The following is a 23973-nucleotide window of genomic DNA, read 5'->3' as shown; positions in this document are numbered from 1 at the left end:
ATGGTTAGTGCATTGATTTATAAGGTGATTAAAGTTTTGTGGCGGTTTTTTTGAACGTGGATGATCCGGTTTACCGAATCGACTGGCAGGTCTCGTTCGGAAAACCGAACGAAATACTGCGATCGTTCGGCGGACAAATGAAAAAGCCCCTGTATCTCGCGATTCAGGGGCTTCTTTTGCTCAAGCGATGTTCACATCACGCCGCTTCGATCTTGCTACGGTTCTGTTCGACCTTGCCCAGGTACGCCGCAAGTTTCTCCTGCTCGGCTGGAGTGGTGAACAGGCCCAGTTTGCTGCGACGCCAGAGAATGTCGTGGGCCGTGGTTGCCCACTCTTCGCTGCACAGATAATCGACCTCACGGGTGTAGAGCCCGCCGCCAATGTGTTCGCCCATGTCGGCGAGGCTTTGCACGCCTTCGAGCATGCGCCAGGTGCGGCTGCCGTAAGTGGTAGACCAGCGACGGGCAATCTCGGTCGGCACGAAGTCGAACTTGTCGCGGATCAGCGCGCTCAAGGATTGTGGCGTGGTCATGTCTTCGCCGCCGGGCAGGGTGGCGGTGGCCGTCCAGCTCGGGCGCATCTGGGTGAAGAACGGCATTAGTTGCGCCATCGCCGACTCGGCGAGTTTGCGGTAGGTGGTCAGCTTGCCGCCGAACACTGACAGCAGCGGCGCTTCTTCAGCGTTACCCGACAAGGCCAGGGTGTAATCGCGAGTGACGGCCGATGGGTTGTCGGATTCGTCGTTGCACAGCGGGCGCACGCCCGAATAGCTGTGCTGGATGTCGTCGCGGCTGATCTGCTGCTTGAAGTGCGCGTTGACGACTTTCAACAGGTAATCGGTCTCGCCTTCGGTGATTGCCACTTTCGCCGGATCGCCGGTGTATTCACGGTCGGTGGTGCCGATCAGGGTGAAGTGGTTCAGGTACGGAATGGTGAACACGATGCGCTGATCTTCGTTTTGCAGAATGTGCGCGTGATCACCTTCGTACAGCTTCGGCACGATGATGTGGCTGCCCTGAATCAGACGGATGCCGTACGGCGACTCCATCTTCAAGTCGTCACGAATGAACTTGGCAACCCATGGACCGGCGGCGTTCACCAGCGCTTTGGCGGTGATCGAGAACAGGCTGCCGTCGGCGCGTTCCAGGTTCAGGTGCCACAGACCTTTGGCGCGACGGGCGCTGACGCAACGGGTCTGCGTGTGCACGTGGGCGCCTTTTTCACGGGCGGCCATGGCGTTGAGTACCACCAGACGGGCGTCGTCGACCCAGCAGTCGGAGTATTCGAAGCCTTTCTTGATTTCGCTTTTCAGTGCGCTGTCGGCGCCGAACTTGAGACTTTTCGAGCCTGGCAGTTTTTCGCGCTTGCCGAGGTTGTCATAGAGGAACAGGCCAGCGCGGATCATCCACGTCGGGCGCAGGTGCGGACGGTGCGGCAGCACGAAACGCATCGGTTTGACGATGTGCGGCGCCTTGGCCAGCAGCACTTCGCGTTCTGCCAGCGCTTCACGCACCAGACGGAATTCGTAATGTTCGAGGTAGCGCAGGCCACCGTGGATCAGCTTGCTGCTGGCCGACGAGGTGTGGCTGGCAAGGTCGTCCTTTTCACAAAGGAACACCGAAAGCCCGCGACCGGCGGCATCCGCTGCGATCCCCGCGCCATTGATCCCGCCGCCAATAACGGCAACATCGTAGATCTCGGAGATTGGGGGCGTACGCAAGGTAGAGGTGGACATCGGCTGGCCTCGGGTTCTTTTGATTTTCTATATTGGAAATCGAACATGAATGTTCATTTGCGAAAATGGTAGCCCATAAACACGCGCGCAGCCAGTCACGTTCGATTGAAAAAACTCATCGAAGGGTGGGGAAAGGAAAATTTTCGAACATTAAAAGCAAAAGATCGCAGCCTTCGGCAGCTCCTACATTGGGTCACCTGACCTGTAGGAGCTGCCGAAGGCTCGGGCCGCGATCGGACGATCTTTTGATCTTGGGGGTTAAACGACTTCTAGCCGAATCTTGTGCTGGCTCAACAACTGCGCCAACGCCGGCACAGGCTGCTGATCGGTCACCAAACAATCAATCAGACTGATCGGCCCCAACCGGATCATTGCGTTGCGCCCGAACTTGCTCGAGTCGGCTGCCAGAATCACCTGCCGCGCATTGGCGATGATCGCCTGCGAAACCCGCACTTCCTGATAATCGAAATCCAGCAAACTGCCGTCCTCATCAATACCGCTAATCCCGACCAGCGCGAAATCAACCTTGAACTGATTAATGAAGTCCACACTCGCCTGACCCACTACACCGCCATCACGGCGCACATTGCCGCCAGTCAGCAGCACATCGAAATCATCCTTGGCACTGAGCATGGACGCCACGTGCAGGTTGTTGGTGATGATCTTCAGGTGATTGTGATTGAGCAGGGCGCGGGCAATCGATTCGGTGGTGGTGCCGATATTGATGAACAGCGAGGCGTGATCGGGAATCTGCGCGGCGATGGCTTCGCCGATGCGTTGTTTTTCATCGCGCATCTGATCGGCGCGCATCGCATAAGCGGTGTTTTCGACGCTGGAATCATAGGCGGCGCCGCCATGGTAACGGCGGAGCAGATTGGCTTCGGCGAGCTGATTGATGTCGCGGCGAATGGTTTGCGGGGTAACTATGAACAGCGTGGCCATTTCCTCGATGCTCACATAGCCGCGTTCGCGGACCAGCTCGAGGATTTGCTGCTGACGGGGAGGCAGATTCATGGGGCTTCCTTTGGGCTGCCGTGCAAAATTTGCCCATGATGCCGCAGGAATCTGCTCCCTACCAGTTAGATGCCTATCTGAAACAGAAGGTTGGCTTATTCAGCGTCTTCACGCGCCCAGTCACGGGTGCGGCTGACGGCTTTTTTCCAGCCTTTGTACAGCTTCTCTTTCTCCACTTCGTCCAGGCTCGGCTCGAACTCGCGCTCGATCACCGCTTTGCCGCGCAGTTCTTCCAGGCTGCCCCAGAAACCGCACGCCAGACCGGCCAGATACGCCGCGCCGAGTGCCGTGGTTTCGCGCATTTGCGGGCGTTCGACCTGCGTGCCGAGGATGTCGGCCTGGAACTGCATGAGGAAGTTGTTCGCCACTGCACCGCCGTCCACGCGCAGGGCTTTGAGGCGCTCGCCGGAGTCCTGTTGCATGGCGTCGAGCACGTCGCGGGTCTGGTAGGCGATCGATTCCAGTGCGGCGCGGATGATGTGATCCACGCGCACACCGCGCGTCAGGCCGAACAGTGCGCCACGGGCATACGGGTCCCAGTAAGGAGCGCCGAGACCAGTAAATGCTGGCACCAGATAAACGCCGTTGCTGTCCTTCACTTTATTGGCGAAGTATTCGGTGTCGTGGGCATCGTTGATGATCTTCAGTTCATCACGCAACCACTGCACGGTGGAACCGCCGTTGAACACTGCGCCTTCCAGTGCGTAGGCGACTTCGCCGCGCGGGCCGCAAGCAATGGTAGTGAGCATGCCGTGCTGGGATTTCACCGCTTTGTCGCCGGTGTTCATCAGCAGGAAGCAGCCGGTGCCGTAGGTGTTTTTCGCCTGGCCCGGCTCAACGCACATCTGGCCGAACAGAGCGGCTTGCTGGTCGCCGGCGATGCCGCCGATGGCGATGCCGCTTTTGGTGCGACCGTAGATTTCCGAAGAAGCCTTCACTTCCGGGAGCATCTCGCGCGGGATGTCGAGGATCTCCAGCATCTTCGAATCCCACTCCAGCGAGTGAATGTTGAAGAGCATGGTGCGCGAGGCGTTGGTGTAGTCGGTGACGTGTACTTTGCCGCCGGTGAATTTCCAGATCAGCCAGCTATCAACAGTGCCGAACAGCAGTTCACCGTTGCGCGCACGTTCGCGACTGCCTTCGACATTGTCGAGGATCCACTTCAGTTTGGTGCCGGAGAAGTACGGGTCGGTGACCAGGCCGGTGTTGTCACGAATGTAATCTTCGTGGCCGTCACGCTTGAGCTGCTGGCAGATCTCAGTGCTGCGGCGGCACTGCCAGACGATGGCGTTGTACACCGGGCGGCCAGTGGTCTTGTCCCAGACCACGGTGGTTTCGCGCTGGTTGGTGATGCCGATGGCGGCGACCTGGTCGTGGTGCAGACCGGCCTGCGCCAGTGCTTCAACCATCACCGCGCTCTGGGTGGCGAAAATTTCCATCGGATCATGTTCGACCCAACCGGCCTGCGGATAATGCTGGGCGAATTCGCGCTGCGCGGTGCAGACCACGTTCGCATCGCGGTCGAAAATGATCGCGCGGGAGCTGGTCGTACCCTGATCAAGGGCAATGATGTAGTTCTTATTCTGAATGTCGGTCATGTCGATTGCCTTGGACGAAATAAGGGAGAGTGGGCCGTGGCGCAGGCTCTATTGGGCAGGAGCCTGCGCCGACTGTTTCAAGAAGTTCTTGGTTTGCCGTCAATGGCCGGTTCTGCATCCTTTGTAGCAGGTGTGGCGCCGGTCAGGTGGCGGGCAATCAGCCCGCGATACCCGGCAGCGCCGAGGCAGGCACCGACAATCGGTGCAAAAATCGGAATCAGGAAATACGGAATGTCACGGCCGCCAGTGAAGGAAATTTCACCCCAGCCAGTGAAGAAAGTCATCAGTTTCGGACCGAAGTCGCGCGCCGGGTTCATCGCAAAACCGGTCAGCGGGCCCATCGAACTGCCGATCACGGCGATCAGCAAACCGATCAGCAGCGGCGCCAGTGGGCCTCTCGGCAGGCCGTTGTTGTCGTCGGTGAGGGACATGATCACGCCCATCAGGATCGCAGTGATGATCATCTCGACCAGGAACGCCTGAGCGGTCGAAAGCACCGGGTTCGGGAAGGTCGAGAATACGGAGGCCAATTCAAGGCTGGCGGCCGAGCCGCGAACCATTTGGTGAGTTTGTTCGAAATCGAAGAACAGATTGCTGTACAGCGTGTAAACCAGCAGCGCACCGCAGAAGGCGCCAGCGATCTGCGAAAGAATATAGAAGGGCAGTTTGCGCTTTTCGAAATCGGCGAAAATCGCCAACGCGATACTCACGGCCGGGTTCAGGTGCGCGCCGGAAACCCCGGCAGTGAGGTAGATCGCCATGCTCACGCCGACGCCCCAGATGATGCTGATTTCCCACAAGCCGAAGCTGGCGCCCGCGACTTTGAGCGCGGCGACACAGCCGGTGCCGAAAAAGATCAGGAGTGCAGTACCCAGAAACTCGGCCATGCATTGGCTCGAGAGCGTTGGTTGCTGTAAAGCAGTCGTCATTGAAAACCTCGGTTTTTGTTGTTGTCTGGCGCATTGCCGTAAGGGCAGGGCGCGATTTTCACCGGGTTGGAATCCCCATTCGGTTCCCGGTTTACTGCTGGGTGCTGCAATAATGATAATTCTTACATTATTCAGATTCGAAAAAATATAGACAAGAAACAAACCTGTCAAAGGTCGAAAGTGAACGGCCAGTCACAATATAACTATTCGCTGGATGAATGATCCTGTGTCCTCGGCGTTGCAAAGAATGCTCGGAATGTCTGCAAGCCCCGGGATTCGTGGCTTGGGATAGAGCCTTTTAGGCGCTGATCGCCTAGAATCCGGCGGAGGATTTTTCTGTCACTGCCGAGCCTGGAGCTGCCATGACCCCTGCGTTGGACTTGTTGAAAAAAGTTCGTGCCGAACATCGCGTGCACAGTTACGAACATGATCCAAAAGCCGCGTCGTATGGGCTGGAGGCTGCAGAAAAACTTTCGCTTGAGCCGGCGCAGGTGTTTAAAACTCTGCTGGCAGCCAGTGAAAAAGGTGAGCTACTGGTGGCGGTGGTGCCGGTCGTCGGAAGCCTTGACCTTAAAGGTCTGGCCCACGCCGCTGGAGTGAAAAAAGTCGAAATGGCTGACCCGGCGGCGGCACAGCGCTCTACGGGTTATCTGTTGGGTGGCATTAGCCCATTGGGACAGAAGAAGCGCCTGCGTACCTTCATTGATAACTCGGCTCAGGGTTTTGCGACTATTTATGTCAGTGCCGGCCGGCGCGGGCTGGAAGTCGAATTGGCGCCCGCCGTACTCGCCGAACACACTCAGGCCAAATTCGCCGATATTGGTCGCGCCTGAGCCTTATCGCTGTATGAGGAAAATTGGCCGGTTTTGTCACTGGCGCCGTTTCTGCACGCGTTGCATGCTCTGTCGACTGACTTAGGGAGAAGGTTATGCAGCTCGAGTTTCATCAGGTCGACGCGTTCAGTGATCGGCCGTTCAGTGGCAATCCGGCGATGATTTATCGGCTGGATGCGTGGCTCGCGGATGAGCTGATGCAGAAGATCGCCGGTGAACACAATCTGGCGGAAACCGCTTTTCTGGTACGCGAAGGTCAGGCCTGGCATATCCGCTGGTTTACCCCGACCACTGAAGTACCGCTGTGCGGACATGCGACGCTGGCCAGCGCTTACGTGCTGTTCGAGATCTACAAGGAAACCGCCGAGCGGATCGACTTCACCTGCAAGTCCGGCCCGCTGAGTGTCACTCGCGATGGTGACCGGTTGTGGCTGGACTTCCCTTCGATCGTGCCGTCAGAAATTGGCGTGACCCTGGATGTCGAGCGGGCGCTGGGCGTCGAAGCGGTGGATGTGCTTGGCTCCAACGAACTGTTTGTCGTGCTGGAATCCGAGCAGGCCGTGCTCGATTGCAAACCGGACATGGTCGCGCTGGCCAAGCTGCCGTGGCTGGGCGCGATCGTCACGGCGCGGGGCAATCAGCATGATTTCGTCTCGCGCTATTTCGCACCGGCAATCGGCATCAATGAGGATCCGGTGACCGGCTCGACGCACTGCAGCCTGATTCCGTATTGGTCGAAGCGTCTGGGCAAATCGAGCCTGACCGCGTGCCAGCGTTCGGCGCGGGGTGGCGAGTTGTTCTGCCGGTTGGAAGGGGAGCGGGTGAAGATTGGCGGGCATGCGACACTGGTGGCCAGCGGCACCCTGATCCTGGGTTAAAAGCTAAAAGATCGCAGCCTTCGGCAGCTCCTACCTTGATCCCTGTAGGAGCTGCCGAAGGCTGCGATCTTTTGATCTTTAAAGCGCGGTGCTGTAGCGGCGGACGCCGTTTTCCACCGCCGGGATTTGTGCAGCGGTGCTGCCGCAGGCCTGGAATAACACCAAGTGTTCAGCGGCAACACGAATCCCGACTTGCGCACCGACCTGATGATCGGCATGGCTCGGAAAAATCGATTCCAGCTGAGCACCCGTCGGCAATTGCAGGCGATACAGCGTCGAAGCCCCGAGGAACGTCTTGCCGACGATACGTGCTTTCAGCGCGCTGTCCGGTGCATAAATAATGTCATCCGGGCGCAGCAACACATCCACCGCGCCGCCAATCGGCCACCCGTACGCCCGGTTGCCGCGCAGCACGCCCAGCTCTGTCTGCACCGATTCCGGGCTGCCGAGCTGGCCGCGAATGAAGTAGCCCTGACCGATAAAGCTCGCCACAAACGGCGTGGCCGGTTCGTGATAGAGGTTGTACGGCGTGTCCCACTGTTCCAGTCGACCTTCCTTGAACACACCAACGTGATCGCTGACAGCAAAGGCCTCTTCCTGGTCGTGAGTCACCAGAATCGCGCTGGTGCCACGGGCCTTGAGAATGTCGCGCACCTCATGGCTGAGTTTGCGGCGCAATTCGCCATCGAGGTTGGAGAACGGTTCGTCGAGCAGCAGCAGTTGCGGTTCCGGTGCCAACGCGCGGGCGAGGGCGACACGCTGTTGCTGGCCGCCGGACAACTCGTGAGGGAAGCGCTTGCCGAGGTTTTTCAGGTTGACCAGTTCCAGCAGCTCTTCGGTGACGCGCGCCTTGTTCGGGTGCTTGCGAATGCCGAAGGCGATGTTGTCCGCAACGCTCAGGTGCGGGAACAGCGCGTAGTCCTGAAACACCATACCGATCCGGCGTTTCTCAGGCGCCAAAGTGAAACCGGCGCGGGAAATGGTTTCGCCACCGAGGGTGATCTCACCTTCATGCACCGGCTCGAAACCGGCGATGGCGCGCAGGGTGGTGGTCTTGCCGCAGCCGGACGAACCGAGCAGGCAGCCGATGTCACCGGCGTTGAGGTGCAGATTGAGGTTCTGCACCACGCGTTGATCTTGATAGCCGCAAGCGAGGTTGCGCAGGTTCAGCAGTAATTCATGGCTCATGCGTGGTGATATGCCGGTTCAACGAGGAACTCGAGCAGGGCCTTCTGTGCGTGGAGACGGTTTTCTGCCTGATCCCAGGCGACGGAGCGCGGGTCATCAAGCAGGTCGAGGCTGATTTCCTCGCCACGATGCGCAGGCAAGCAGTGCATGAACAACACGTCCTCGGCAGCGAGGTCGAGCAGGGCACGGTTGACCTGGAACGGGGCGAACAGCTTGAGGCGCTTGGCAGTTTCCTCTTCCTGGCCCATCGAAGTCCAGACATCAGTGCTCACCAGATGCGCGCCGCGCACGGCGTCCTGCGGATCGCGGACGATGGTCACGCGATCGCCTGCCTTGGCCACGAACTCGGGATTGGGCTCGTAGCCTTGCGGGCAAGCGACGCGCAGCTGGAAGTCGAACTGGATCGCCGCTTCTATATAGCTGTTGCACATGTTGTTGCCGTCGCCGATCCAGGCCACGGTTTTGCCCTGGATCGAGCCACGGTGTTCCAGAAAGGTTTGCATGTCGGCCAGCAGCTGGCACGGGTGCAGGTCATCGGACAGTCCGTTGATCACCGGCACGCGCGAGTTGGCGGCGAATTCGGTCAGGGTGCTGTGGGCAAAGGTCCGGATCATCACCGCATCGAGCATGCTCGACATGACGATGGCGCAGTCACCGATCGGCTCGCCACGGCCCAGTTGGGTGTCGCGCGGCGAGAGGAAGATCGCCTGGCCGCCGAGCTGGATCATGCCGGCCTCGAACGAGATCCGGGTACGGGTCGAGGATTTCTCGAAGATCATGCCCAGCACGCGGTTTTTCAGAGGCTCGAACAGTACGCCGCGGTTACGCAGGTCCTTGAGCTCAACGCCTCGACGGATCACGCTGACCAGCTCTTCGGGCGTGCAATCCATCAGGGAGAGAAAGTGCCTTGCGCTCATCATTGACTACCTTATTGCTACAAACCGCAGATGCTCAAAGCCTTGTTTAACGGAACAACGGGCGAGACCTGCGGCGTAAGCCGCACGGGGCGACGGAAATAGGGGGAGGCGCGATATTGACACTAAATGTCGCGTTACGCCAATAGGCTACGGTTTCTTGCGGGATTCGGACGGCGCACTGAATGTTGCAGTCGCGCATTTGAAGCCGGGTTCAGGACAGTAGCGAGCCTCTTTGTACACTGGCCTCGCGGGGCTTGGCAATGCGCCGCGACGGGGAGGGCAAGGCTTTGGTCGGTTTGCAACCGGGTGGTGGCGCATTCGCTTGGTCGGATGATCGACCTGAAACATTTGCTAAAGCAAAGTGCTGAGTTATAAATAAGTTTCGAGCGACGCAGGAAGCCTCCGCATGGAATCGAAAGAAAAACTGTTAATGGAATTGCTGGGCCACACGGCTCGCTCACTGACCCATCTCACGGCGTCAGTCACTTCAATGTCGTTTGAGCTGCTGCGCAGCGAAGACGAAGTGGTGAAGACTGCCGGTCGCCATATGATCGACCGCATGGCTACCATCAGCGCCGGGCTCGACGAGCACTGGCGGTTGATCGGCGAACTCACCGGCGTGCACGTCGCCCATGAGCAGATCGAAACCATCCAGGAAATTCAGTTGGCAGCACCGCCACAGCTGCCATCGAACTGATCTTGGCAGTCTATCGGCCCACCTGATAGGCCTCGATTCACAAGACGAACGTCGCTGGCGCCAGACCTGCGCCGGGGCCATAGTTTTGTTCCCGCGGGCGTGATTGCCCGCCCAGAACAAGACAGAGACTGGCCATGACCAAGACTCTCCACCACCGTGCCTGCCACCTGTGTGAAGCCATTTGCGGCCTGACCATCGAAACCACCGAGACCGATGGCAACGTCGCGATCACCTCGATCAAGGGCGATGCCCTCGATACTTTCAGCCGTGGCCACATCTGCCCCAAAGCGGTGGCGCTGCAGGATATCCAGAACGATCCCGATCGCCTGCGCCAGCCGATGCGCCGCGTTGGCAGCGAATGGCTGCCGATCGAATGGGACGAGGCATTTGCGCTGGTGGCTGGAAAACTGGCGGCAATTCAGGAGCGTCACGGGCAGAACGCCGTGGCGGTCTATCAGGGCAACCCGAGCGTGCACAATTACGGGTTGATGACCCACAGTAATTATTTCCTCGGTTTGCTGAAGACGCGCAATCGCTTCTCGGCGACCTCGGTCGATCAGTTGCCGCATCACCTGAGCAGTTATCTGATGTATGGACACGGCCTGCTGCTGCCGATTCCGGACATCGATCACACCGATTTCATGTTGATCCTCGGCGGTAATCCGTTGGCGTCCAACGGCAGCATCATGACCGTGCCCGATGTCGAGAAACGCCTGAAGGCGATCCAGGCGCGCGGTGGTAAAGTCGTGGTGGTCGACCCTCGGCGCAGCGAGACGGCGGCGATGGCCGATCAGCATTTGTTCGTGCGCCCTGGTGGCGATGCAGCGTTGTTGTTTGGAGTGCTCAACACCCTGTTTAGCGAAGGCCTGACCCGTGACAGTCACTTGCCGGTCGATGGGCTGGACGACGTGCGCGCCGCCGTCGCTGCGTTTACTGCTGAAACCATGAGCCCGTTGTGTGCCGTGCCTGCCGAGCAGATCCGTCAATTGGCCCGGGATTTCGCCGCCGCACCGAGTGCGGTCTGCTACGGGCGCATGGGCGTTTCAACCCAGGCCTTCGGCACGTTGTGTCATTGGCTGGTGCAGTTGATCAATCTGGTCACTGGCAACCTCGACCGCGTTGGCGGCGCGTTGTGCACCGAGCCGGCCGTGGATCTGGTGGCATCAACCTCCGGCGGGCATTTCAACAAATGGCAGAGCCGGGTTTCCGGGCGTCCCGAGTACGGTGGCGAGTTGCCGGTTTCGGCGCTGGCTGAAGAGATGCTCACCGACGGCGAAGGCCAGATCCGCGCGCTGATCACCGTGGCCGGCAATCCGGTGTTGTCGACGCCGAACGGGCGACAACTGGAACAGGCGCTGGATGGCCTGGAGTTCATGCTCAGCATCGACCTGTACATCAACGAAACCACGCGTTACGCCGACCTGATCCTGCCGTCGACATCGGCGCTGGAAAATGATCACTACGACACCACGTTCAACCTGTTCGCGGTACGCAACGTCACCCGCTTCAACCGCGCGATCCTCGCCAAGCCCGAAGGCGCGCTGCATGACTGGGAGATTTTTGTTGGCCTGGCCAAAGCCTTCGCCGCGAAGACCGGCAAGGAGCTGAAACCGACCCTGCCGCCGGCGAAGATGATCGACATGGGCCTGCGCATGGGTATGTACGGTGACGCCGCCGAGCAGAAGCTCTCGTTGGCGACGCTGTTCGATCATCCTCACGGTATTGATCTTGGGGCGCTCAAAGCGAATCTGGCGTCGCGGCTGAAAACGCCTAATCAGCGTGTGCAGGCTGCTCCGCCAGAGATCCTCGCCGACCTCATTCGCTTCGCAGCATTGCAGGCGCCGGCCGCCGATGAGCTGCTGATGATTGGCCGCCGCCACGTGCGCAGCAACAATTCGTGGATGCACAACTATCACCGTCTGGTGAAAGGCAAGCCGCGCCATCAATTGCTGATGCACCCGGACGACCTCGCCAGTCGTGGGCTCAACGATGGTCAGTTGGTGCGGGTCAGTTCGCGGGTCGGGCAGATCGAAGTGGAAGTGCTTGGCAGCCTCGACATGATGAAAGGCGTGGTCAGCCTCCCGCACGGCTGGGGCCATGCGCGCCCGGGTGTGCAGATGGCGATTGCCAGTGGCCAGCCGGGGTCGAGTGCCAACGACCTGACGGATGAATGTCAGCTCGACGAATTGTCCGGCAATGCTGCGTTGAACGGCGTACCGGTCACGGTGGCGGCGGCTTGAGCATGTCTGTCGGGGAGACCGAGCATGGCGCTCGGGATTCCGTTACAATGCGCCACCGTGCCGACCCATGAGTCGGAAAGTTCAGCCGAGGTGCTCCATGGATATCATCGAAACGATTAAAGAGCAGATTGCCAACAACACCATTCTGCTTTACATGAAAGGTTCGCCGAATGCCCCGCAGTGTGGCTTCTCCGCGAAAGCTGCACAGGCTGTGATGGCGTGTGGCGAAAAGTTTGCTTACGTGGACATCCTGCAGAACCCGGAAATCCGCGCCAACCTGCCAAAGTACGCCAACTGGCCGACTTTCCCGCAACTGTGGGTCGGCGGTGAACTGGTCGGCGGTAGCGACATCATGACCGAGATGGCTGCAGACGGTTCGCTGCAAAGCACCATTAAGGCGGCTGTTGAAGCGGCTGCGGCGAACAAGTCCGAAGCCTGATGCTTTTGTTGTAGGTGCAAAAGCTTGCTCGCGAAAAACGATAATGCGGTTTTCCTGTAAAACCGCAGCGTCTGCATCGCTGGCAAGCCAGGCTCCCACAAAGGGCAATAAAAAGCCCCGCGCCTCGAAAGAGGGCGGGGCTTTTTAGTGTCTCGAGTTTAGCGGGCGCTAACTTACTCTTCGCCCATCTGCGATTGCAGATAGTTCTCAAGACCGATTTTATCGATCAGGCCCAATTGGGTTTCCAGCCAGTCGATATGTTCTTCTTCGGATTCAAGAATGTCTTCGAGCAATTCACGGCTGCCGAAGTCACCGACGGTTTCGCAATGCGCGATCGCGGTTTTCAGGTCAGCGTGGCCGGTCTTCTCGATACGCAGGTCGCACTCCAGCATTTCCTTGGTGTGCTCGCCGATGTGCAGCTTGCCCAGGTCCTGCACGTTCGGCAGGCCTTCGAGGAACAGGATGCGCTTGATCAGCTTGTCCGCGTGTTTCATCTCGTCGATGGATTCTTTGTACTCGTGCTTGCCGAGCTTGTTCAGACCCCAATCTTCGTACATGCGTGCATGCAGGAAGTACTGATTGATCGCGACCAGCTCATTGGCAAGGATCTTGTTGAGATGCTGGATGACTGTAATGTCGCCTTTCATGATCGGAGTCCTGCCCTGTATTCGCTGTATATACGGCAGAGTCTGAGCTTCGTATTTATAAGTGTCAAACCTAAGTTATTGAATAATATATGAAAATTAATCGGAATAAGAATGTTTGTGTTCCGCGTCTGGAGCCTAAGCAATTGATTTACAGGCATAAAAAAACCGGACGTAAGTCCGGTTCTTTGAAATGGGGTGTTATTACGCAGCAGTAAATTCTACCGGATAGGGGATCGCGGCCTGGGCGGTTTGCAGCTTGGTCAGGGTTTCGCGGACCACTTCCTTGGCAAGGCAGGCACATTTGCCGCATTGGCTGGCAACGCCAGTAGCCTGGCGAACTTCCTTATAGCTGCAGCAACCTTCATAGATCGCTTCGCGGATCTGTCCGTCGGTGACGCCAGTGCAGAGACAAACATACATAAGTGAGAACCGTCGCTGGTTGTGACTCAATTGCGATGGATCTTAATGTTAACGAGAATGATTGTCAAAGTGCTTTCGGGGCGCTTCAGCGGATTGACAGCCGTGACTGACGAACGGTGTTTACTGGCTAATTGCCTGGCCCCGTAAATGCAGCATGGTTATCCGCTTCCTTTAAAAAACCGTTAAGGACAGGCGAAAAACGCAGTGTATGATGGTCGGCCCTTGCGAAGGGGGTTCGTGTCACAGGGCTGTCGTCTGAGGATGGCAGGCTGGCGCGGACCCTGAACTTCAAGTTTTTACACCAGGAGATATCAATGAGCGTACTCGTAGGCAAACAAGCCCCTGACTTCACCGTCCCGGCCGTACTCGGCAATGGCGAGATCGTTGACAGCTTCACCCTGTCCTCGGCCATCAAAGGCAAATACGGCCTGGTGTTCTTCTACCCACTGGACTTCACCTTCGTCTGCCCGTCCGAGCTGATCGCTCTGGACAACCGCATGGCGGACTTCAAGGCGCGCAACGTTGAAGTGATCGCTGTGTCGATCGACTCGCACTTCACTCACAACGCATGGCGCAACACCCCAGTGAACAATGGCGGTATCGGTCAGGTGAAATACACCATGGCTGCCGACATGAAGCACGACATCGCCAAGGCTTACGACGTTGAGTCGGAAGGCGGCGTAGCGTTCCGTGGCGCGTTCCTGATCGACGACAAAGGCGTTGTCCGCTCGCAGATCATCAACGACCTGCCACTGGGCCGTAACATGGAAGAGCTGATCCGTCTGGTCGACGCTCTGCAATTCCACGAAGAGCACGGCGAAGTCTGCCCTGCCAACTGGAAAAAAGGCGACAAAGGCATGAACGCTTCGCCAGAAGGCGTTGCGGCTTACCTGACCGAGAACGCTGCTGCCCTGTAAGGCGCAACGTCGAGGTACAAAAAAACCGGCCCATGTGGCCGGTTTTTTTATGCGCGGGATTTATCTGACGAGGATCAGTCGTCGAAGTCTTCCCAGCCGCCCATCTGTTTCCAGCGGTTGACGATGCCGCAGAACAGCTCAGCAGTTTTCTCGGTGTCGTAACGCGCCGAGTGCGCTTCACGGCCGTCGAAATCGATGTCGGCGGCCTGGCAGGCTTTCGCCAGTACGGTTTGACCGTAAGCCAGACCGGCCAGCGTCGCGGTATCGAAGCTGGAGAACGGGTGGAACGGGTTGCGCTTCATGTCCAGACGCGCGACCGCAGCGTTGAGGAAGCCGAGGTCGAAGCTGCTGTTATGACCGACCAGGATCGCGCGCTTGCAGCCGTTGGCCTTCAGCGCCTTGCGGATGCCTCGGAAGATGTCGGTCAGCGCGGTTTCTTCGCTGACCGCCATGCGCAGCGGGTGATCGAGCTTGATGCCGGTGAACTCCAGCGCTGCTGCTTCAATGTTGGCGCCTTCGAACGGCTCAACGCGGAAGAAGTAGGTGTGATCCGGGTAAACGAAACCCTTTTCATCCATGGCGATGGTCGTCGCGGCAATCTCCAGCAACGCATCGGTGGCCGAGTTGAAGCCACCGGTTTCTACGTCGACCACAACCGGCAGGTAGCCGCGAAAGCGTGCTGCCATCGGGTGACGGGAACCGCCGCCGCCACTTTGACCGTCCAGTTCGTCGTCGAAATGGTCTTCACTCACGCGTGTTCCTCCAGCAGGCGCCAGCGCAGTTTTTCACCGGCGCGCAGCGGGATAACGGTCAGCTCGCCAAACGGCAGGCTGGTCGGGGCAGTCCATTCTTCACGAACCAAAGTAATGCGATCGGTGTTCGCCGGCAGGCCGTAGAAACGCGGGCCGTTGAGGCTGGCAAAGGCTTCGAGTTTGTCCAGCGCGTTACGCTGTTCGAAGGCTTCGGCGTACATCTCGATGGCGGCGTACGCGGTGTAGCAGCCGGCACAGCCGCAAGCGGCTTCCTTGGCGTGCTGAGCGTGCGGCGCCGAGTCGGTGCCAAGGAAGAACTTCGCACTGCCACTGGTGGCGGCGTCGAGCAGGGCTTCCTGGTGCGTATTGCGCTTGAGGATCGGCAGGCAGTAGAAGTGCGGCCGAATCCCGCCCACCAGCATGTGGTTGCGGTTGTAGAGCAGGTGATGCGCGGTGATGGTCGCGCCAACGTTGGCCGAAGCCTCGTTGACGAACTGCACGGCGTCGCCGGTGGTGATGTGTTCGAACACCACTTTCAGCGTCGGGAAGCGCTCGACCACACGACGCATGTGCTCATCGATGAAAATCTTTTCGCGGTCGAACACATCGACGTCGCCGCGGGTGACTTCACCGTGGATCAACAGCGGCATGCCGACTTCGGCCATGGCTTCGATCGCCGGCAGAATCTTGTCGATGCTGGTCACGCCAGAGTCGGAGTTGGTGGTCGCGCCAGCCGGGTACAGCTTGGCGGCGTACACGAAACCGCTGGCCTTGGCCTCACGAATTTCTTCGGGCTGGGTGCGGTCGGTGAGGTACAGCACCATCAGCGGCTCAAAGCGACTGCCGGCCGGGCGGGCAGCGAGAATCCGCTGGCGATAGCCATCGGCTTCAGCGGCGTTGCGCACCGGCGGTACCAGGTTGGGCATGATGATGGCGCGGCCAAAAGTGCGCGCAACATCGGCAACGGTATTGGTCAACACGGCACCATCGCGAAGATGAATGTGCCAGTCGTCGGGACGCAGCAGGGTCAGGCGGTCGGACATGAGGGGATTCCAGGCGGGTCAAACTGAGGCGAATGCTACCGGAAAAGACTCTTGCAGGCACTCGCTATCAAGTTTTGCGGGAAGCTTCCGATATCCCGTAGGTATGCCGTAAACATAGTGTGAATCGGTCTTTGTGTTTCAGAAGCCAATGGAGCCTCCCGTGCGCCAGCGTTATTTAGCCTTGCTCAGTGTGTTTGCCAGCCTCCCCGCGATGGCGCTCACGTACCAGACCCGTCTGGAGAACATTGAGTGGACGGTCGCCGGCGACAAGTTCGAATGTCGTCTGACCCAGCCGATCACCGATTTCGGCTCGGGTGAGTTCGTGCGCAAGGCCGGCGAGCAGGCGATATTTCGTCTGAACGCTTACAACGCGATGCTCGGCGGCGGCTCGGCGACGTTGCTGGCAGCGGCGGCGCCCTGGCAGCCGGGGCGCGGCGATATCAACCTGGGCAGCGTCAGAATCGGCAGCGGCAATGTGCTCTTCAATAGCTCGCAATCCCAGGCCGGCGGCTTGATCAGTGGCCTGCTCGACGGTCGCAGCCCGGTGGTGCGGCGTGCGTCTGGCGACGGAAGGGTGTCGGAAGTGCGTCTGTTGCCAGTCAAGTTCAGCAAGGCGTTCAACGACTATCAAACCTGTGTGGCGAAATTGCTGCCGCAGAATTTCGACCAGATCAAACAGTCGCAGATCGGCTTCCCTGGCGAAGGCGTTGACCTGGATTCCGCCGCCAAAGCCAGGTTGCAAGTGATGCTCGAGTTCATGAAGGCCGATCCGACGGTCAATCACATCGAGCTCGACGGCCACTCGGACAACAGCGGTAATCGCCTGACCAATCGGGAACTGTCGCGCCGCCGGGCGCTGGCGGTGGTCGACTTCTTCAAGGCCAATGGCATTCAGGAATCGCAGATCACCGTGCGGTTCCACGGCGAGCAGTATCCGATCGTGCCGAACACCAATGCGGCCAATCGCGCGAAGAACCGTCGGGTCAATGTCAAACTGGCGCGTGTGGCGCCGACAGTGGCTCCGGCGCCGCAAGCGAGTACGCCAGCCAGCACCGCAGCGACTTCCTGACCCGCCGGTCATCGTCGCGCTCTCGACAGATTCTGTCGCTTTGTCGTCTTAAGCTGTCGCGCCTCTGTAAATTATCGCGTTTGGGCGGTAGACTCCTCGGCTTTCCGTAGAACCCCGTGGAGTGATGGCATGGCGGACGTAAACAAGGTCGTTCTGGCGTATTCCGGCGGCCTGGACACTTCGGTGATCCTCAAGTGGCTGCAGGATACTTATAACTGTGAAGTGGTGACCTTCACCGCTGATCTCGGTCAAGGCGAAGAGGTCGAGCCGGCCCGCGCCAAGGCTCAGGCCATGGGCGTCAAAGAAATCTACATCGACGATCTGCGCGAAGAATTCGTGCGTGATTTCGTGTTCCCGATGTTCCGCGCCAACACCGTTTACGAAGGCGAGTACCTGCTGGGTACTTCCATCGCACGTCCGCTGATCGCCAAGCGTCTGATCGAAATCGCCAACGAAACCGGCGCTGACGCCATTTCCCACGGCGCGACCGGCAAGGGCAACGACCAGGTGCGTTTCGAACTGGGTGCCTATGCGCTCAAGCCAGGCGTAAAAGTGATTGCCCCTTGGCGTGAGTGGGACCTGCTGTCCCGCGAGAAGCTGATGGACTACGCCGAGAAGCACGCGATCCCGATCGAGCGTCACGGCAAGAAGAAATCCCCGTACTCGATGGACGCCAACCTGCTGCACATCTCCTATGAAGGCGGCGTGCTGGAAGATACCTGGACCGAGCACGAAGAAGACATGTGGAAATGGACCGTCTCCCCGGAGAACGCTCCTGACAAAGCGCAATACCTGGAACTGACTTACCGTAACGGCGACATCGTTGCACTGGACGGCGTCGAGATGACCCCGGCTACCGTGCTGGCGACGCTGAACAAGATCGGTGGTGCTCACGGTATCGGCCGTCTCGACATCGTCGAAAACCGTTACGTCGGCATGAAGTCTCGTGGCTGCTACGAAACCCCGGGTGGCACCATCATGCTGCGCGCTCACCGCGCCATTGAATCGATCACCCTGGACCGCGAAGTCGCTCACCTCAAAGACGAGCTGATGCCGAAATACGCCAGCCTGATCTACACCGGTTACTGGTGGAGCCCGGAGCGTCTGATGCTGCAGCAGATGATCGACGCTTCGCAGGTCAACGTGAACGGCGTTGTGCGCCTGAAACTGTATAAAGGCAACGTGATCGTCACTGGCCGCAAGTCCGACGATTCGCTGTTCGATTCCAACATCGCGACCTTCGAAGAAGACGGCGGTGCATACAACCAGGCCGACGCGGCGGGCTTCATCAAGCTCAACGCTTTGCGCATGCGCATTGCTGCCAACAAAGGCCGCAAGCTGTTCTGAGTCCTTCAGACACGCAAACAAATAGCGGCCTTGTCGTAATGGCAAGGCCGCCATTGTTTACCACTCTTTTCTCATCAGACTTTGATCTGTCAGCTTCTTCGGCGTGTTGTATCAATACCGCGCTCAAGGTCAGTGTTCTGTTCAAGAAGCAATCCTGCCTCTCAGTCCCATCTCAAAATCGTAGTTGTTTGCCGACTAACGTTGTAAGCAATATGCCGCGTCGCCCCCATGCTTTTTTTCGTCTGCTTGATATGGCGCAGTGCTGTTTGTTTCAGTAGGTCGTCGCTTGGAGAGTGGGTAAGAAACACCATGAACTTGCACGGTTGTTTGGCGAGCCGTGGGAGATCAAACAGCAATTTATCGAACTGCGACTGTGTGCTCATCTGGCGTACATCAATCACACGCAGCGTGCCTATCGCTTTCGGCAATTGAACAGCGTACTCGACCCAGGGAAAGACTTCCGATAAATCACATTCGGGCGGATCGGGTACTTGGCCTGGGTGAGGAGATGCAATGTTCACTGCGCAGTGAACATCTGAAATCTTCGATCTCGGTGCCGCGTCATCTGCGGTTTCCTGGGACTTGTTACTAGGTTCTGTGTCATCAAAGGCTTTTAAGAAGTTATCGTCCTTGGCAAAGTCAGAAGGCGCATAGAGAGAGCGATAGTTAAAGTTCAGAGTTAGAAAGAAAAGAAATATTAGATAAAAAGGGAAACTTATCAAGAACCAGATATAGATTTTACGTTCTTCATTCTCAAGGAAAGGCAGCGATACGGCGGCAGACGTTTCCGAGATAAATGCGAATGTTGCAATAACCGTCATTGGATTACTTATTTGGTTTTTTATTTTGTTCACGTTAACTTCCTTGGCGTTAGTTTGGGTGGGGTGGAAGTTAATATTTATATTAAAAGAATCTGATTGAATAGACGTATCTTGTTTCAGGTTTTTAGGGGCAGCAGTGTTGTCTGAGCAGGCTGTGCAGACTGCGCCGTGTTGCATTTGCAAGCTTGTTGATTGTCTGAAGTGTGTTTTTTGTAGGAATAATCTTCAATGATTGTAGGAGGTGTCTCTCGCTGCAAGTGCAAGTGAACTCGTCTGTCCCACGAGTGAATTGACTACGCTATTGTGCGGGCTCTAAAAATCGAACAGCGAAATTGGACCTGCCCATGAATAAAGTGCTGATCGTGGATGATCACCCCGTCATTCGGCTTGCTGTGCGCATGCTGATGGAGCGTCATGGCTACGAAGTCATTGCAGAAACAGACAATGGCGTTGATGCATTACAACTGGCTCGTGAACAAATGCCCGATATCGTTATCCTGGATATTGGCATACCAAAACTTGATGGACTGGAAGTTATCGCCCGTTTGAGTTCAGTGGCGATGCCAATGAAAGTGCTGGTGTTGACTTCTCAAGCGCCCGGGCACTTTTCCATGCGTTGTATGCAGTCGGGGGCCGCAGGGTATGTCTGCAAGCAACAAGACTTGACCGAGTTGCTCAGCGCAATCAAGGCAGTTCTGTCGGGCTACAGTTATTTCCCGAACCAGGCATTGCATACTGTACGAACCAGTCTGGGCAATGCTAGCGAAGCCGATATGGTCGATCGCCTTTCAGGGCGCGAAATGATGGTGTTACAGCAATTGGCGCGGGGCAAGACAAACAAGGAAATCGCCGACGGGATGTTTTTGAGCAACAAGACCGTGAGTACTTACAAAACCCGATTGTTGCTTAAACTCAATGCGCGGTCGCTGGTCGATCTGATTGAATTAGCGCAACGCAATGGGCTGGTCTGAGCGTTTCGCTAGTTGACCGGATCATGGGCCGATCGAGTTCAGCTAACGATAGAAAGAAAAAAGCCTCCGTTGCGGGAGGCTTCAGGTTTCAGAGATCAAAATCGTAATCGGCCAATTGCTTTTGCAGTCGGCGCTCCTCCAGCAGGTTATCGATGGTGCGGCGCTTGCTCAGATTGGTCTTGGCGACTTCGACTACAGGTTCGGCGTCATCAGTTTCTGCAGCGATATCTTCATCTACATCCAGTGGCTCTTTGTCGCTACTCATAAGCTGACTCCCGGCTAATAATGCCTTTGGCGCCCCTTATATCGATATTCCTGCAGCGGGTAAAAAAGATTTTTTCAATCGATAAATCAATAAATCCAATAGTCAGTCAATCGTCCGAGGTTTTGTCTTTGTACTCGCACAGGTCTTCTATCCGGCAACTGCCGCACCGGGGCTTGCGCGCCAGGCACACGTAGCGGCCGTGCAAGATCAGCCAATGGTGCGAGTCGAGCAGGAATTCCTTTGGTACAAACTTCATCAGCTTCTTTTCCACCTCCACCACATTTTTGCCGGGAGCAATCCCGGTGCGGTTGCTGACCCGGAAAATGTGCGTATCGACTGCCATGGTCAACTGGCGAAATGCGGTATTGAGTACCACGTTGGCGGTCTTGCGGCCTACGCCGGGCAAGGCTTCCAGCTCTTCGCGGGTCTGCGGCACTTCACTGCCGTGACGTTCGACGAGCAGGCGACAGGTCTCGATGACATTTTTGGCTTTGCTGTTATAGAGACCGATGGTCTTGATGTACTCGGACAAGCCTTCGACGCCCAGCGCATGGATGGCTGCCGGCGTGTTAGCGATCGGAAACAGTTTGGCGGTGGCCTTGTTGACCCCGACATCGGTCGACTGCGCCGAAAGGATCACTGCAATCAGCAGTTCGAAGGGCGAGGAATACGCCAGTTCAGTCTTCGGCTCGGGATTGTCTTCGTGCAGTCTGCGAAAGATCTCAAGACGTTTTGCGGCATTCATGGGCGATGCGTTTCCTTGGAAATAGAGTTCGAGCGAGTCCACGCCTGTCGGGCGGCGAGCAGTAGCCCCAAGATAATGAAAGCGCCGGGAACCAGGGTTGCCAGCGGCAGCGTTTTGCTGAATAGAACCAGGCCAGTCCCGTGCTCAGTCAGTCCACGACCCAGGCTGCCGCTGCCGATCAGTTCACGCGCAGTGGCGAGCACCAGCATCAACACGACGAACAGCGCGCAGAGCCTCATGCGTTTGGCCAGCGGTCGCTGGAAGAAGCCATGCTGCTCCAGTACCACACACTGCAAAGCGATCAGTCCGCCATAAAGTCCAAGAGTCTGATGCCATGCCAGAAACCAGCGTTGCGCGAACAGATCGGCACAACTGGCCAGTGTCGCGGCAAGCAGCACGCTGGCCAGCAGGGTGTTTGCACTGTCCAGGCGCGATCGCAGGGGCGGCATGGTCAGGCTGTAAACGCTCATCACGATCGCAAGCATCAGGAGCGTGCCCAGAGCTCCCGAAAGAGAACCGCTGGTGCCCAGCAAAAACACCAGCAGCATTGAGTTGACCAGGCTCATGCCCCGCCCCCCAGTAACATCGTTCGATGCTCGTCAAAATAGCGCAACGCATCGTGGATGGCGTTGATGGCCGCGCGCGAAGTGATGGTCGCACCGGCCATTTGATCGAATTGGCCCGGATCTTTTTTCAGCGCCCAACCGGCATCCGGCGGTTCGTTGCGAGATTTGCCGCTGAACGCCTGAAGCCAACGGTTAGGCCAGTCGCCGATGGCGCCGCCAAGTGCCGGTGTTTCGTTTTGCTTGAGGGTTTTCACACCGAGCAATTTGCCGTTGGCATCAATCGCAATCAGCAGCTCGATGGCAGCGGCATAGCCCTCGGTCTGGCTGCGCAGCAGGACTGCGACGGTTCGTCCGGTTTTGGTCGCGCGATAACCACCCAAAAGCGTGCTATGGCTCAACTGTGCATCGGTCAGCGTCAGCGGCTGTTCCAGCGGTTGATTGTCGTAGGCATCGGCCGCCAGTACGTCGAGCAACTGGCGGCTGTCAGCCAGGCGTTGCTCTGCGGCGATCTGTGGCGCGCTGCTGCGTTGCAGCAGATACGTCGCCCCAATGCCGGCGCCGGCCAATAGCAGCAGGATGAGCGCGCTGGCCACGCGGTTCATGGGCTCACCTGTGGTTGATGACGAGCGGCAAACCGCTCCAGTGCCGGCACGCACAGGTTCATCAACAGCACCGCAAAGGCGACGCCGTCCGGATAACCGCCCCACGTGCAAATCAGATAGGTCAGCAAGCCAACACCAACCCCGAACAGCAATCGGGCCAGCGCCGTTCTAGCGCCGGAAACCGGTTCGGTGATGATGAAAAAAGCACCGAGCATGGTCGCGCCGCTGAGCAGGTGAAACAGCGGCGACCCATGGGAATCGGAACCCGAACCGTTCCAGCACAACAGGCTGACCACAAACAGGCTGGCGAGCATGCCCACCGGCGCATGCCATGCAATCACTCGTCGTTGCAGCAGAAACAGTCCACCGGCGAGAAACGCAAGATTCAGCCATTCCACACCGCGTCCGCCGAAATGGCCGAACGCCGAATTGCTTGCGAACAATTCGTCCATGGTCAGGCTTTTGTTGATGCGCAGGCTGTCCAGCGCGGTGGCCTGTGCCCAGGCGTCAGGCGCCTGGCCGACGTTGAATATCTGCTGAAAAGTGGCTGTCAGGTCGAGACCGTGCTCCGGCCAATGGGTCATTGGCTGCGGAAACATCACCATCACCAGCGCAAACCCCAGCATCGCCGGGTTGAACGGATTTCTACCGACGCCACCGTACAGATGCTTGCCGAACAACAGGCCTGAGGCCACCGCCGTCACCGTCAGCCACCAAGGGCAATAAGGCGGCAAAGCGGCGGCGAGCAACGTTGCGCTAACCAGCGCGCTGCCATCACTCAACGTCGGCTGTAACGGTTGGCGGCGCAACCGAGCGACCATCATCTCGACGATCAACGCCGTGGCAACCGCCACGATCAGGTTGATCAACACCCCCCAGCCATATAACCAGAACAGCACCAGCAGCCCTGGCAATGTGGCGAGCAACACCAGCTTCATCGCCTGTTGCAGGCGATCATCCGGCGTTTCAAGGGGTGACATGGTCTTGCACCTGGCGCTCGGCATCTTGCAGGCGAGCGCGGGCTTGGTCGAGGATCTCGCTGGGGGTGTCGGCGCGGCGTTCGAGTTTGTTCAGGTCAGCGCGGGCGTAGGCCAATTCGGTTTTCAGCTGGCGAAGCTGGCTGTCGATCGGGCGTTTTTCGACCCGCACCAAGTCAGGCAAAGGCTGTTCGCTTGCCGCTTCGGCATCATGCAAGGCCTGTTCGGCATCGCGCAAAGCCTGTTCCAGCGGTGCGATCTGCTCGGGCGCGGCTTCGGCGGTTTGCGCTTTTTTCAGTTCGGCGCGGCGCATGGCCAGCTGGATTTTCGCTCGCTTCAAGTCTGCATCTTTCGCTGGCGCCG

25 protein-coding genes are annotated in these 23973 nt (G+C 58.0%); 9 read left to right on the top strand and 16 right to left on the bottom strand.

Annotated elements, in window-relative coordinates:
- Positions 1–196: 196 nt before the first annotated feature.
- The 4 genes from glpD to AC3Y64_RS22430 all read right to left on the bottom strand — a co-directional run bounded on the left by glpD (position 197) and on the right by AC3Y64_RS22430 (position 5276).
- Positions 197–1735 (bottom strand): glycerol-3-phosphate dehydrogenase, encoded by a 1539-nt coding sequence (gene glpD, locus AC3Y64_RS22445; RefSeq protein WP_489985294.1) that lies wholly within the window; start codon positions 1733–1735, stop codon positions 197–199.
- 258 nt (positions 1736–1993) lie between these two features.
- Positions 1994–2749, bottom strand: coding sequence for a DeoR/GlpR family transcriptional regulator (locus AC3Y64_RS22440; protein ID WP_489985293.1), 756 nt, complete (start codon positions 2747–2749; stop codon positions 1994–1996).
- 95 nt (positions 2750–2844) lie between these two features.
- Complete coding sequence (glpK, locus tag AC3Y64_RS22435) at positions 2845–4347, bottom strand: glycerol kinase GlpK (RefSeq protein WP_122606844.1); 1503 nt, start codon at positions 4345–4347, stop codon at positions 2845–2847.
- Positions 4348–4424: 77 nt separating this feature from the next.
- Complete coding sequence (locus tag AC3Y64_RS22430; protein WP_158955184.1) at positions 4425–5276, bottom strand: MIP/aquaporin family protein; 852 nt, start codon at positions 5274–5276, stop codon at positions 4425–4427.
- Between the two features lie 362 nt (positions 5277–5638).
- Between AC3Y64_RS22430 and ybaK the strand changes: the two genes are divergently transcribed.
- Together ybaK and AC3Y64_RS22420 are read left to right on the top strand one after the other, a co-directional pair.
- Positions 5639–6109, top strand: coding sequence for a Cys-tRNA(Pro) deacylase (gene ybaK, locus AC3Y64_RS22425; RefSeq protein WP_158955186.1), 471 nt, complete (start codon positions 5639–5641; stop codon positions 6107–6109).
- Between the two features lie 95 nt (positions 6110–6204).
- Positions 6205–6987 (top strand): PhzF family phenazine biosynthesis protein, encoded by a 783-nt coding sequence (locus tag AC3Y64_RS22420; protein ID WP_489985292.1) that lies wholly within the window; start codon positions 6205–6207, stop codon positions 6985–6987.
- Between the two features lie 78 nt (positions 6988–7065).
- On the opposite strand, the gene AC3Y64_RS22415 is transcribed toward AC3Y64_RS22420, so the two are convergent.
- Both AC3Y64_RS22415 and argF read right to left on the bottom strand, forming a co-directional pair.
- Positions 7066–8175, bottom strand: coding sequence for an ABC transporter ATP-binding protein (locus tag AC3Y64_RS22415; protein WP_489985291.1), 1110 nt, complete (start codon positions 8173–8175; stop codon positions 7066–7068).
- A complete protein-coding gene (gene argF, locus AC3Y64_RS22410) occupies positions 8172–9092 on the bottom strand; it encodes an ornithine carbamoyltransferase (RefSeq protein ID WP_105707129.1) in 921 nt (306 codons plus the stop codon). Before argF ends, AC3Y64_RS22415 begins: the two co-directional genes overlap by 4 nt.
- A 406-nt stretch (positions 9093–9498) precedes the next feature.
- On the opposite strand from argF, the gene AC3Y64_RS22405 reads away from it, so the two are divergent.
- From AC3Y64_RS22405 to grxD, 3 genes are all read left to right on the top strand, one after another.
- A complete protein-coding gene (locus tag AC3Y64_RS22405; RefSeq protein WP_027612069.1) occupies positions 9499–9789 on the top strand; it encodes a hypothetical protein in 291 nt (96 codons plus the stop codon).
- Between the two features lie 134 nt (positions 9790–9923).
- On the top strand, positions 9924–12029 hold the full coding sequence (locus AC3Y64_RS22400) for a molybdopterin oxidoreductase family protein (RefSeq protein WP_489985290.1): 2106 nt from the start codon (positions 9924–9926) through the stop codon (positions 12027–12029).
- 97 nt (positions 12030–12126) lie between these two features.
- Complete coding sequence (grxD, locus tag AC3Y64_RS22395; RefSeq protein WP_016773402.1) at positions 12127–12468, top strand: Grx4 family monothiol glutaredoxin; 342 nt, start codon at positions 12127–12129, stop codon at positions 12466–12468.
- A gap of 173 nt (positions 12469–12641) precedes the next feature.
- Here grxD and bfr read toward each other — a convergent pair whose 3' ends face one another.
- Together bfr and AC3Y64_RS22385 are read right to left on the bottom strand one after the other, a co-directional pair.
- Complete coding sequence (gene bfr / locus AC3Y64_RS22390) at positions 12642–13115, bottom strand: bacterioferritin (protein ID WP_095123255.1); 474 nt, start codon at positions 13113–13115, stop codon at positions 12642–12644.
- A 201-nt stretch (positions 13116–13316) separates the two neighbouring features.
- Positions 13317–13535, bottom strand: a complete 219-nt coding sequence (locus AC3Y64_RS22385; RefSeq protein WP_003227725.1) for a bacterioferritin-associated ferredoxin — start codon at positions 13533–13535, stop codon at positions 13317–13319.
- Between the two features lie 314 nt (positions 13536–13849).
- Here AC3Y64_RS22385 and AC3Y64_RS22380 point away from each other — a divergent pair, with 314 nt between their 5' ends.
- Positions 13850–14452 carry a peroxiredoxin gene (locus AC3Y64_RS22380; RefSeq protein ID WP_003227723.1) on the top strand — a complete coding sequence of 201 codons (603 nt, stop codon included), beginning with the start codon at positions 13850–13852 and terminating at the stop codon, positions 14450–14452.
- Between the two features lie 74 nt (positions 14453–14526).
- Here AC3Y64_RS22380 and rnt read toward each other — a convergent pair whose 3' ends face one another.
- Together rnt and pyrC are read right to left on the bottom strand one after the other, a co-directional pair.
- Positions 14527–15204: a ribonuclease T gene (gene rnt, locus AC3Y64_RS22375; RefSeq protein ID WP_007916667.1), complete on the bottom strand. Its 678-nt coding sequence runs from the start codon at positions 15202–15204 to the stop codon at positions 14527–14529.
- On the bottom strand, positions 15201–16247 hold the full coding sequence (gene pyrC / locus AC3Y64_RS22370; RefSeq protein WP_007916661.1) for a dihydroorotase: 1047 nt from the start codon (positions 16245–16247) through the stop codon (positions 15201–15203). Before pyrC ends, rnt begins: the two co-directional genes overlap by 4 nt.
- Before the next feature lie 160 nt (positions 16248–16407).
- Between pyrC and AC3Y64_RS22365 the strand changes: the two genes are divergently transcribed.
- On the top strand, positions 16408–17316 hold the full coding sequence (locus tag AC3Y64_RS22365) for a flagellar protein MotY (protein ID WP_489985289.1): 909 nt from the start codon (positions 16408–16410) through the stop codon (positions 17314–17316).
- Positions 17317–17445: 129 nt separating this feature from the next.
- Entirely contained in the window at positions 17446–18663 is a 1218-nt protein-coding gene (locus AC3Y64_RS22360) for an argininosuccinate synthase (protein ID WP_007916658.1), read from the top strand.
- Positions 18664–18824: 161 nt separating this feature from the next.
- Here AC3Y64_RS22360 and AC3Y64_RS22355 read toward each other — a convergent pair whose 3' ends face one another.
- The gene (locus AC3Y64_RS22355) at positions 18825–19661 is read right to left on the bottom strand and encodes a hypothetical protein (RefSeq protein ID WP_489985288.1); all 837 of its coding nucleotides are present in this window, start codon (positions 19659–19661) and stop codon (positions 18825–18827) included.
- A gap of 167 nt (positions 19662–19828) precedes the next feature.
- Here AC3Y64_RS22355 and AC3Y64_RS22350 point away from each other — a divergent pair, with 167 nt between their 5' ends.
- Positions 19829–20455, top strand: coding sequence for a response regulator transcription factor (locus AC3Y64_RS22350; protein WP_053123410.1), 627 nt, complete (start codon positions 19829–19831; stop codon positions 20453–20455).
- Positions 20456–20543: 88 nt separating this feature from the next.
- Here AC3Y64_RS22350 and AC3Y64_RS22345 read toward each other — a convergent pair whose 3' ends face one another.
- The 5 genes from AC3Y64_RS22345 to AC3Y64_RS22325 form a co-directional block, all read right to left on the bottom strand.
- Positions 20544–20720 (bottom strand): PA3496 family putative envelope integrity protein, encoded by a 177-nt coding sequence (locus tag AC3Y64_RS22345; RefSeq protein ID WP_489985287.1) that lies wholly within the window; start codon positions 20718–20720, stop codon positions 20544–20546.
- A gap of 106 nt (positions 20721–20826) precedes the next feature.
- On the bottom strand, positions 20827–21465 hold the full coding sequence (gene nth / locus AC3Y64_RS22340) for an endonuclease III (RefSeq protein ID WP_489985286.1): 639 nt from the start codon (positions 21463–21465) through the stop codon (positions 20827–20829).
- Positions 21462–22031 (bottom strand): Rnf-Nqr domain containing protein, encoded by a 570-nt coding sequence (locus tag AC3Y64_RS22335; RefSeq protein WP_489985285.1) that lies wholly within the window; start codon positions 22029–22031, stop codon positions 21462–21464. Before AC3Y64_RS22335 ends, nth begins: the two co-directional genes overlap by 4 nt.
- On the bottom strand, positions 22028–22633 hold the full coding sequence (locus AC3Y64_RS22330) for an RnfABCDGE type electron transport complex subunit G (protein ID WP_489985284.1): 606 nt from the start codon (positions 22631–22633) through the stop codon (positions 22028–22030). Before AC3Y64_RS22330 ends, AC3Y64_RS22335 begins: the two co-directional genes overlap by 4 nt.
- Positions 22630–23613: an RnfABCDGE type electron transport complex subunit D gene (locus AC3Y64_RS22325; protein ID WP_489985283.1), complete on the bottom strand. Its 984-nt coding sequence runs from the start codon at positions 23611–23613 to the stop codon at positions 22630–22632. The genes AC3Y64_RS22330 and AC3Y64_RS22325 overlap by 4 nt, the downstream gene beginning before the upstream one ends.
- Positions 23614–23973: the final 360 nt, after the last annotated feature.

The sequence above is a fragment of the Pseudomonas sp. 4CAES_32.4 genome, from assembly GCF_058136335.1.
This window is presented reverse-complemented; position numbering and strand designations above follow the sequence as displayed.

Coding starts and splice junctions, on each gene's coding strand:
- glpD (WP_489985294.1), bottom strand. CDS start 1,735: ATGTCCACCTCTACCTTGCGTACGCCCCCAATCTCCGAGATCTACGAT.
- AC3Y64_RS22440 (WP_489985293.1), bottom strand. CDS start 2,749: ATGAATCTGCCTCCCCGTCAGCAGCAAATCCTCGAGCTGGTCCGCGAA.
- glpK (WP_122606844.1), bottom strand. CDS start 4,347: ATGACCGACATTCAGAATAAGAACTACATCATTGCCCTTGATCAGGGT.
- AC3Y64_RS22430 (WP_158955184.1), bottom strand. CDS start 5,276: ATGACGACTGCTTTACAGCAACCAACGCTCTCGAGCCAATGCATGGCC.
- ybaK (WP_158955186.1), top strand. CDS start 5,639: ATGACCCCTGCGTTGGACTTGTTGAAAAAAGTTCGTGCCGAACATCGC.
- AC3Y64_RS22420 (WP_489985292.1), top strand. CDS start 6,205: ATGCAGCTCGAGTTTCATCAGGTCGACGCGTTCAGTGATCGGCCGTTC.
- AC3Y64_RS22415 (WP_489985291.1), bottom strand. CDS start 8,175: ATGAGCCATGAATTACTGCTGAACCTGCGCAACCTCGCTTGCGGCTAT.
- argF (WP_105707129.1), bottom strand. CDS start 9,092: ATGAGCGCAAGGCACTTTCTCTCCCTGATGGATTGCACGCCCGAAGAG.
- AC3Y64_RS22405 (WP_027612069.1), top strand. CDS start 9,499: ATGGAATCGAAAGAAAAACTGTTAATGGAATTGCTGGGCCACACGGCT.
- AC3Y64_RS22400 (WP_489985290.1), top strand. CDS start 9,924: ATGACCAAGACTCTCCACCACCGTGCCTGCCACCTGTGTGAAGCCATT.
- grxD (WP_016773402.1), top strand. CDS start 12,127: ATGGATATCATCGAAACGATTAAAGAGCAGATTGCCAACAACACCATT.
- bfr (WP_095123255.1), bottom strand. CDS start 13,115: ATGAAAGGCGACATTACAGTCATCCAGCATCTCAACAAGATCCTTGCC.
- AC3Y64_RS22385 (WP_003227725.1), bottom strand. CDS start 13,535: ATGTATGTTTGTCTCTGCACTGGCGTCACCGACGGACAGATCCGCGAA.
- AC3Y64_RS22380 (WP_003227723.1), top strand. CDS start 13,850: ATGAGCGTACTCGTAGGCAAACAAGCCCCTGACTTCACCGTCCCGGCC.
- pyrC (WP_007916661.1), bottom strand. CDS start 16,247: ATGTCCGACCGCCTGACCCTGCTGCGTCCCGACGACTGGCACATTCAT.
- AC3Y64_RS22360 (WP_007916658.1), top strand. CDS start 17,446: ATGGCGGACGTAAACAAGGTCGTTCTGGCGTATTCCGGCGGCCTGGAC.
- AC3Y64_RS22355 (WP_489985288.1), bottom strand. CDS start 19,661: ATGCAACACGGCGCAGTCTGCACAGCCTGCTCAGACAACACTGCTGCC.
- AC3Y64_RS22350 (WP_053123410.1), top strand. CDS start 19,829: ATGAATAAAGTGCTGATCGTGGATGATCACCCCGTCATTCGGCTTGCT.
- AC3Y64_RS22345 (WP_489985287.1), bottom strand. CDS start 20,720: ATGAGTAGCGACAAAGAGCCACTGGATGTAGATGAAGATATCGCTGCA.
- nth (WP_489985286.1), bottom strand. CDS start 21,465: ATGAATGCCGCAAAACGTCTTGAGATCTTTCGCAGACTGCACGAAGAC.
- AC3Y64_RS22335 (WP_489985285.1), bottom strand. CDS start 22,031: ATGAGCCTGGTCAACTCAATGCTGCTGGTGTTTTTGCTGGGCACCAGC.
- AC3Y64_RS22330 (WP_489985284.1), bottom strand. CDS start 22,633: ATGAACCGCGTGGCCAGCGCGCTCATCCTGCTGCTATTGGCCGGCGCC.
- AC3Y64_RS22325 (WP_489985283.1), bottom strand. CDS start 23,613: ATGTCACCCCTTGAAACGCCGGATGATCGCCTGCAACAGGCGATGAAG.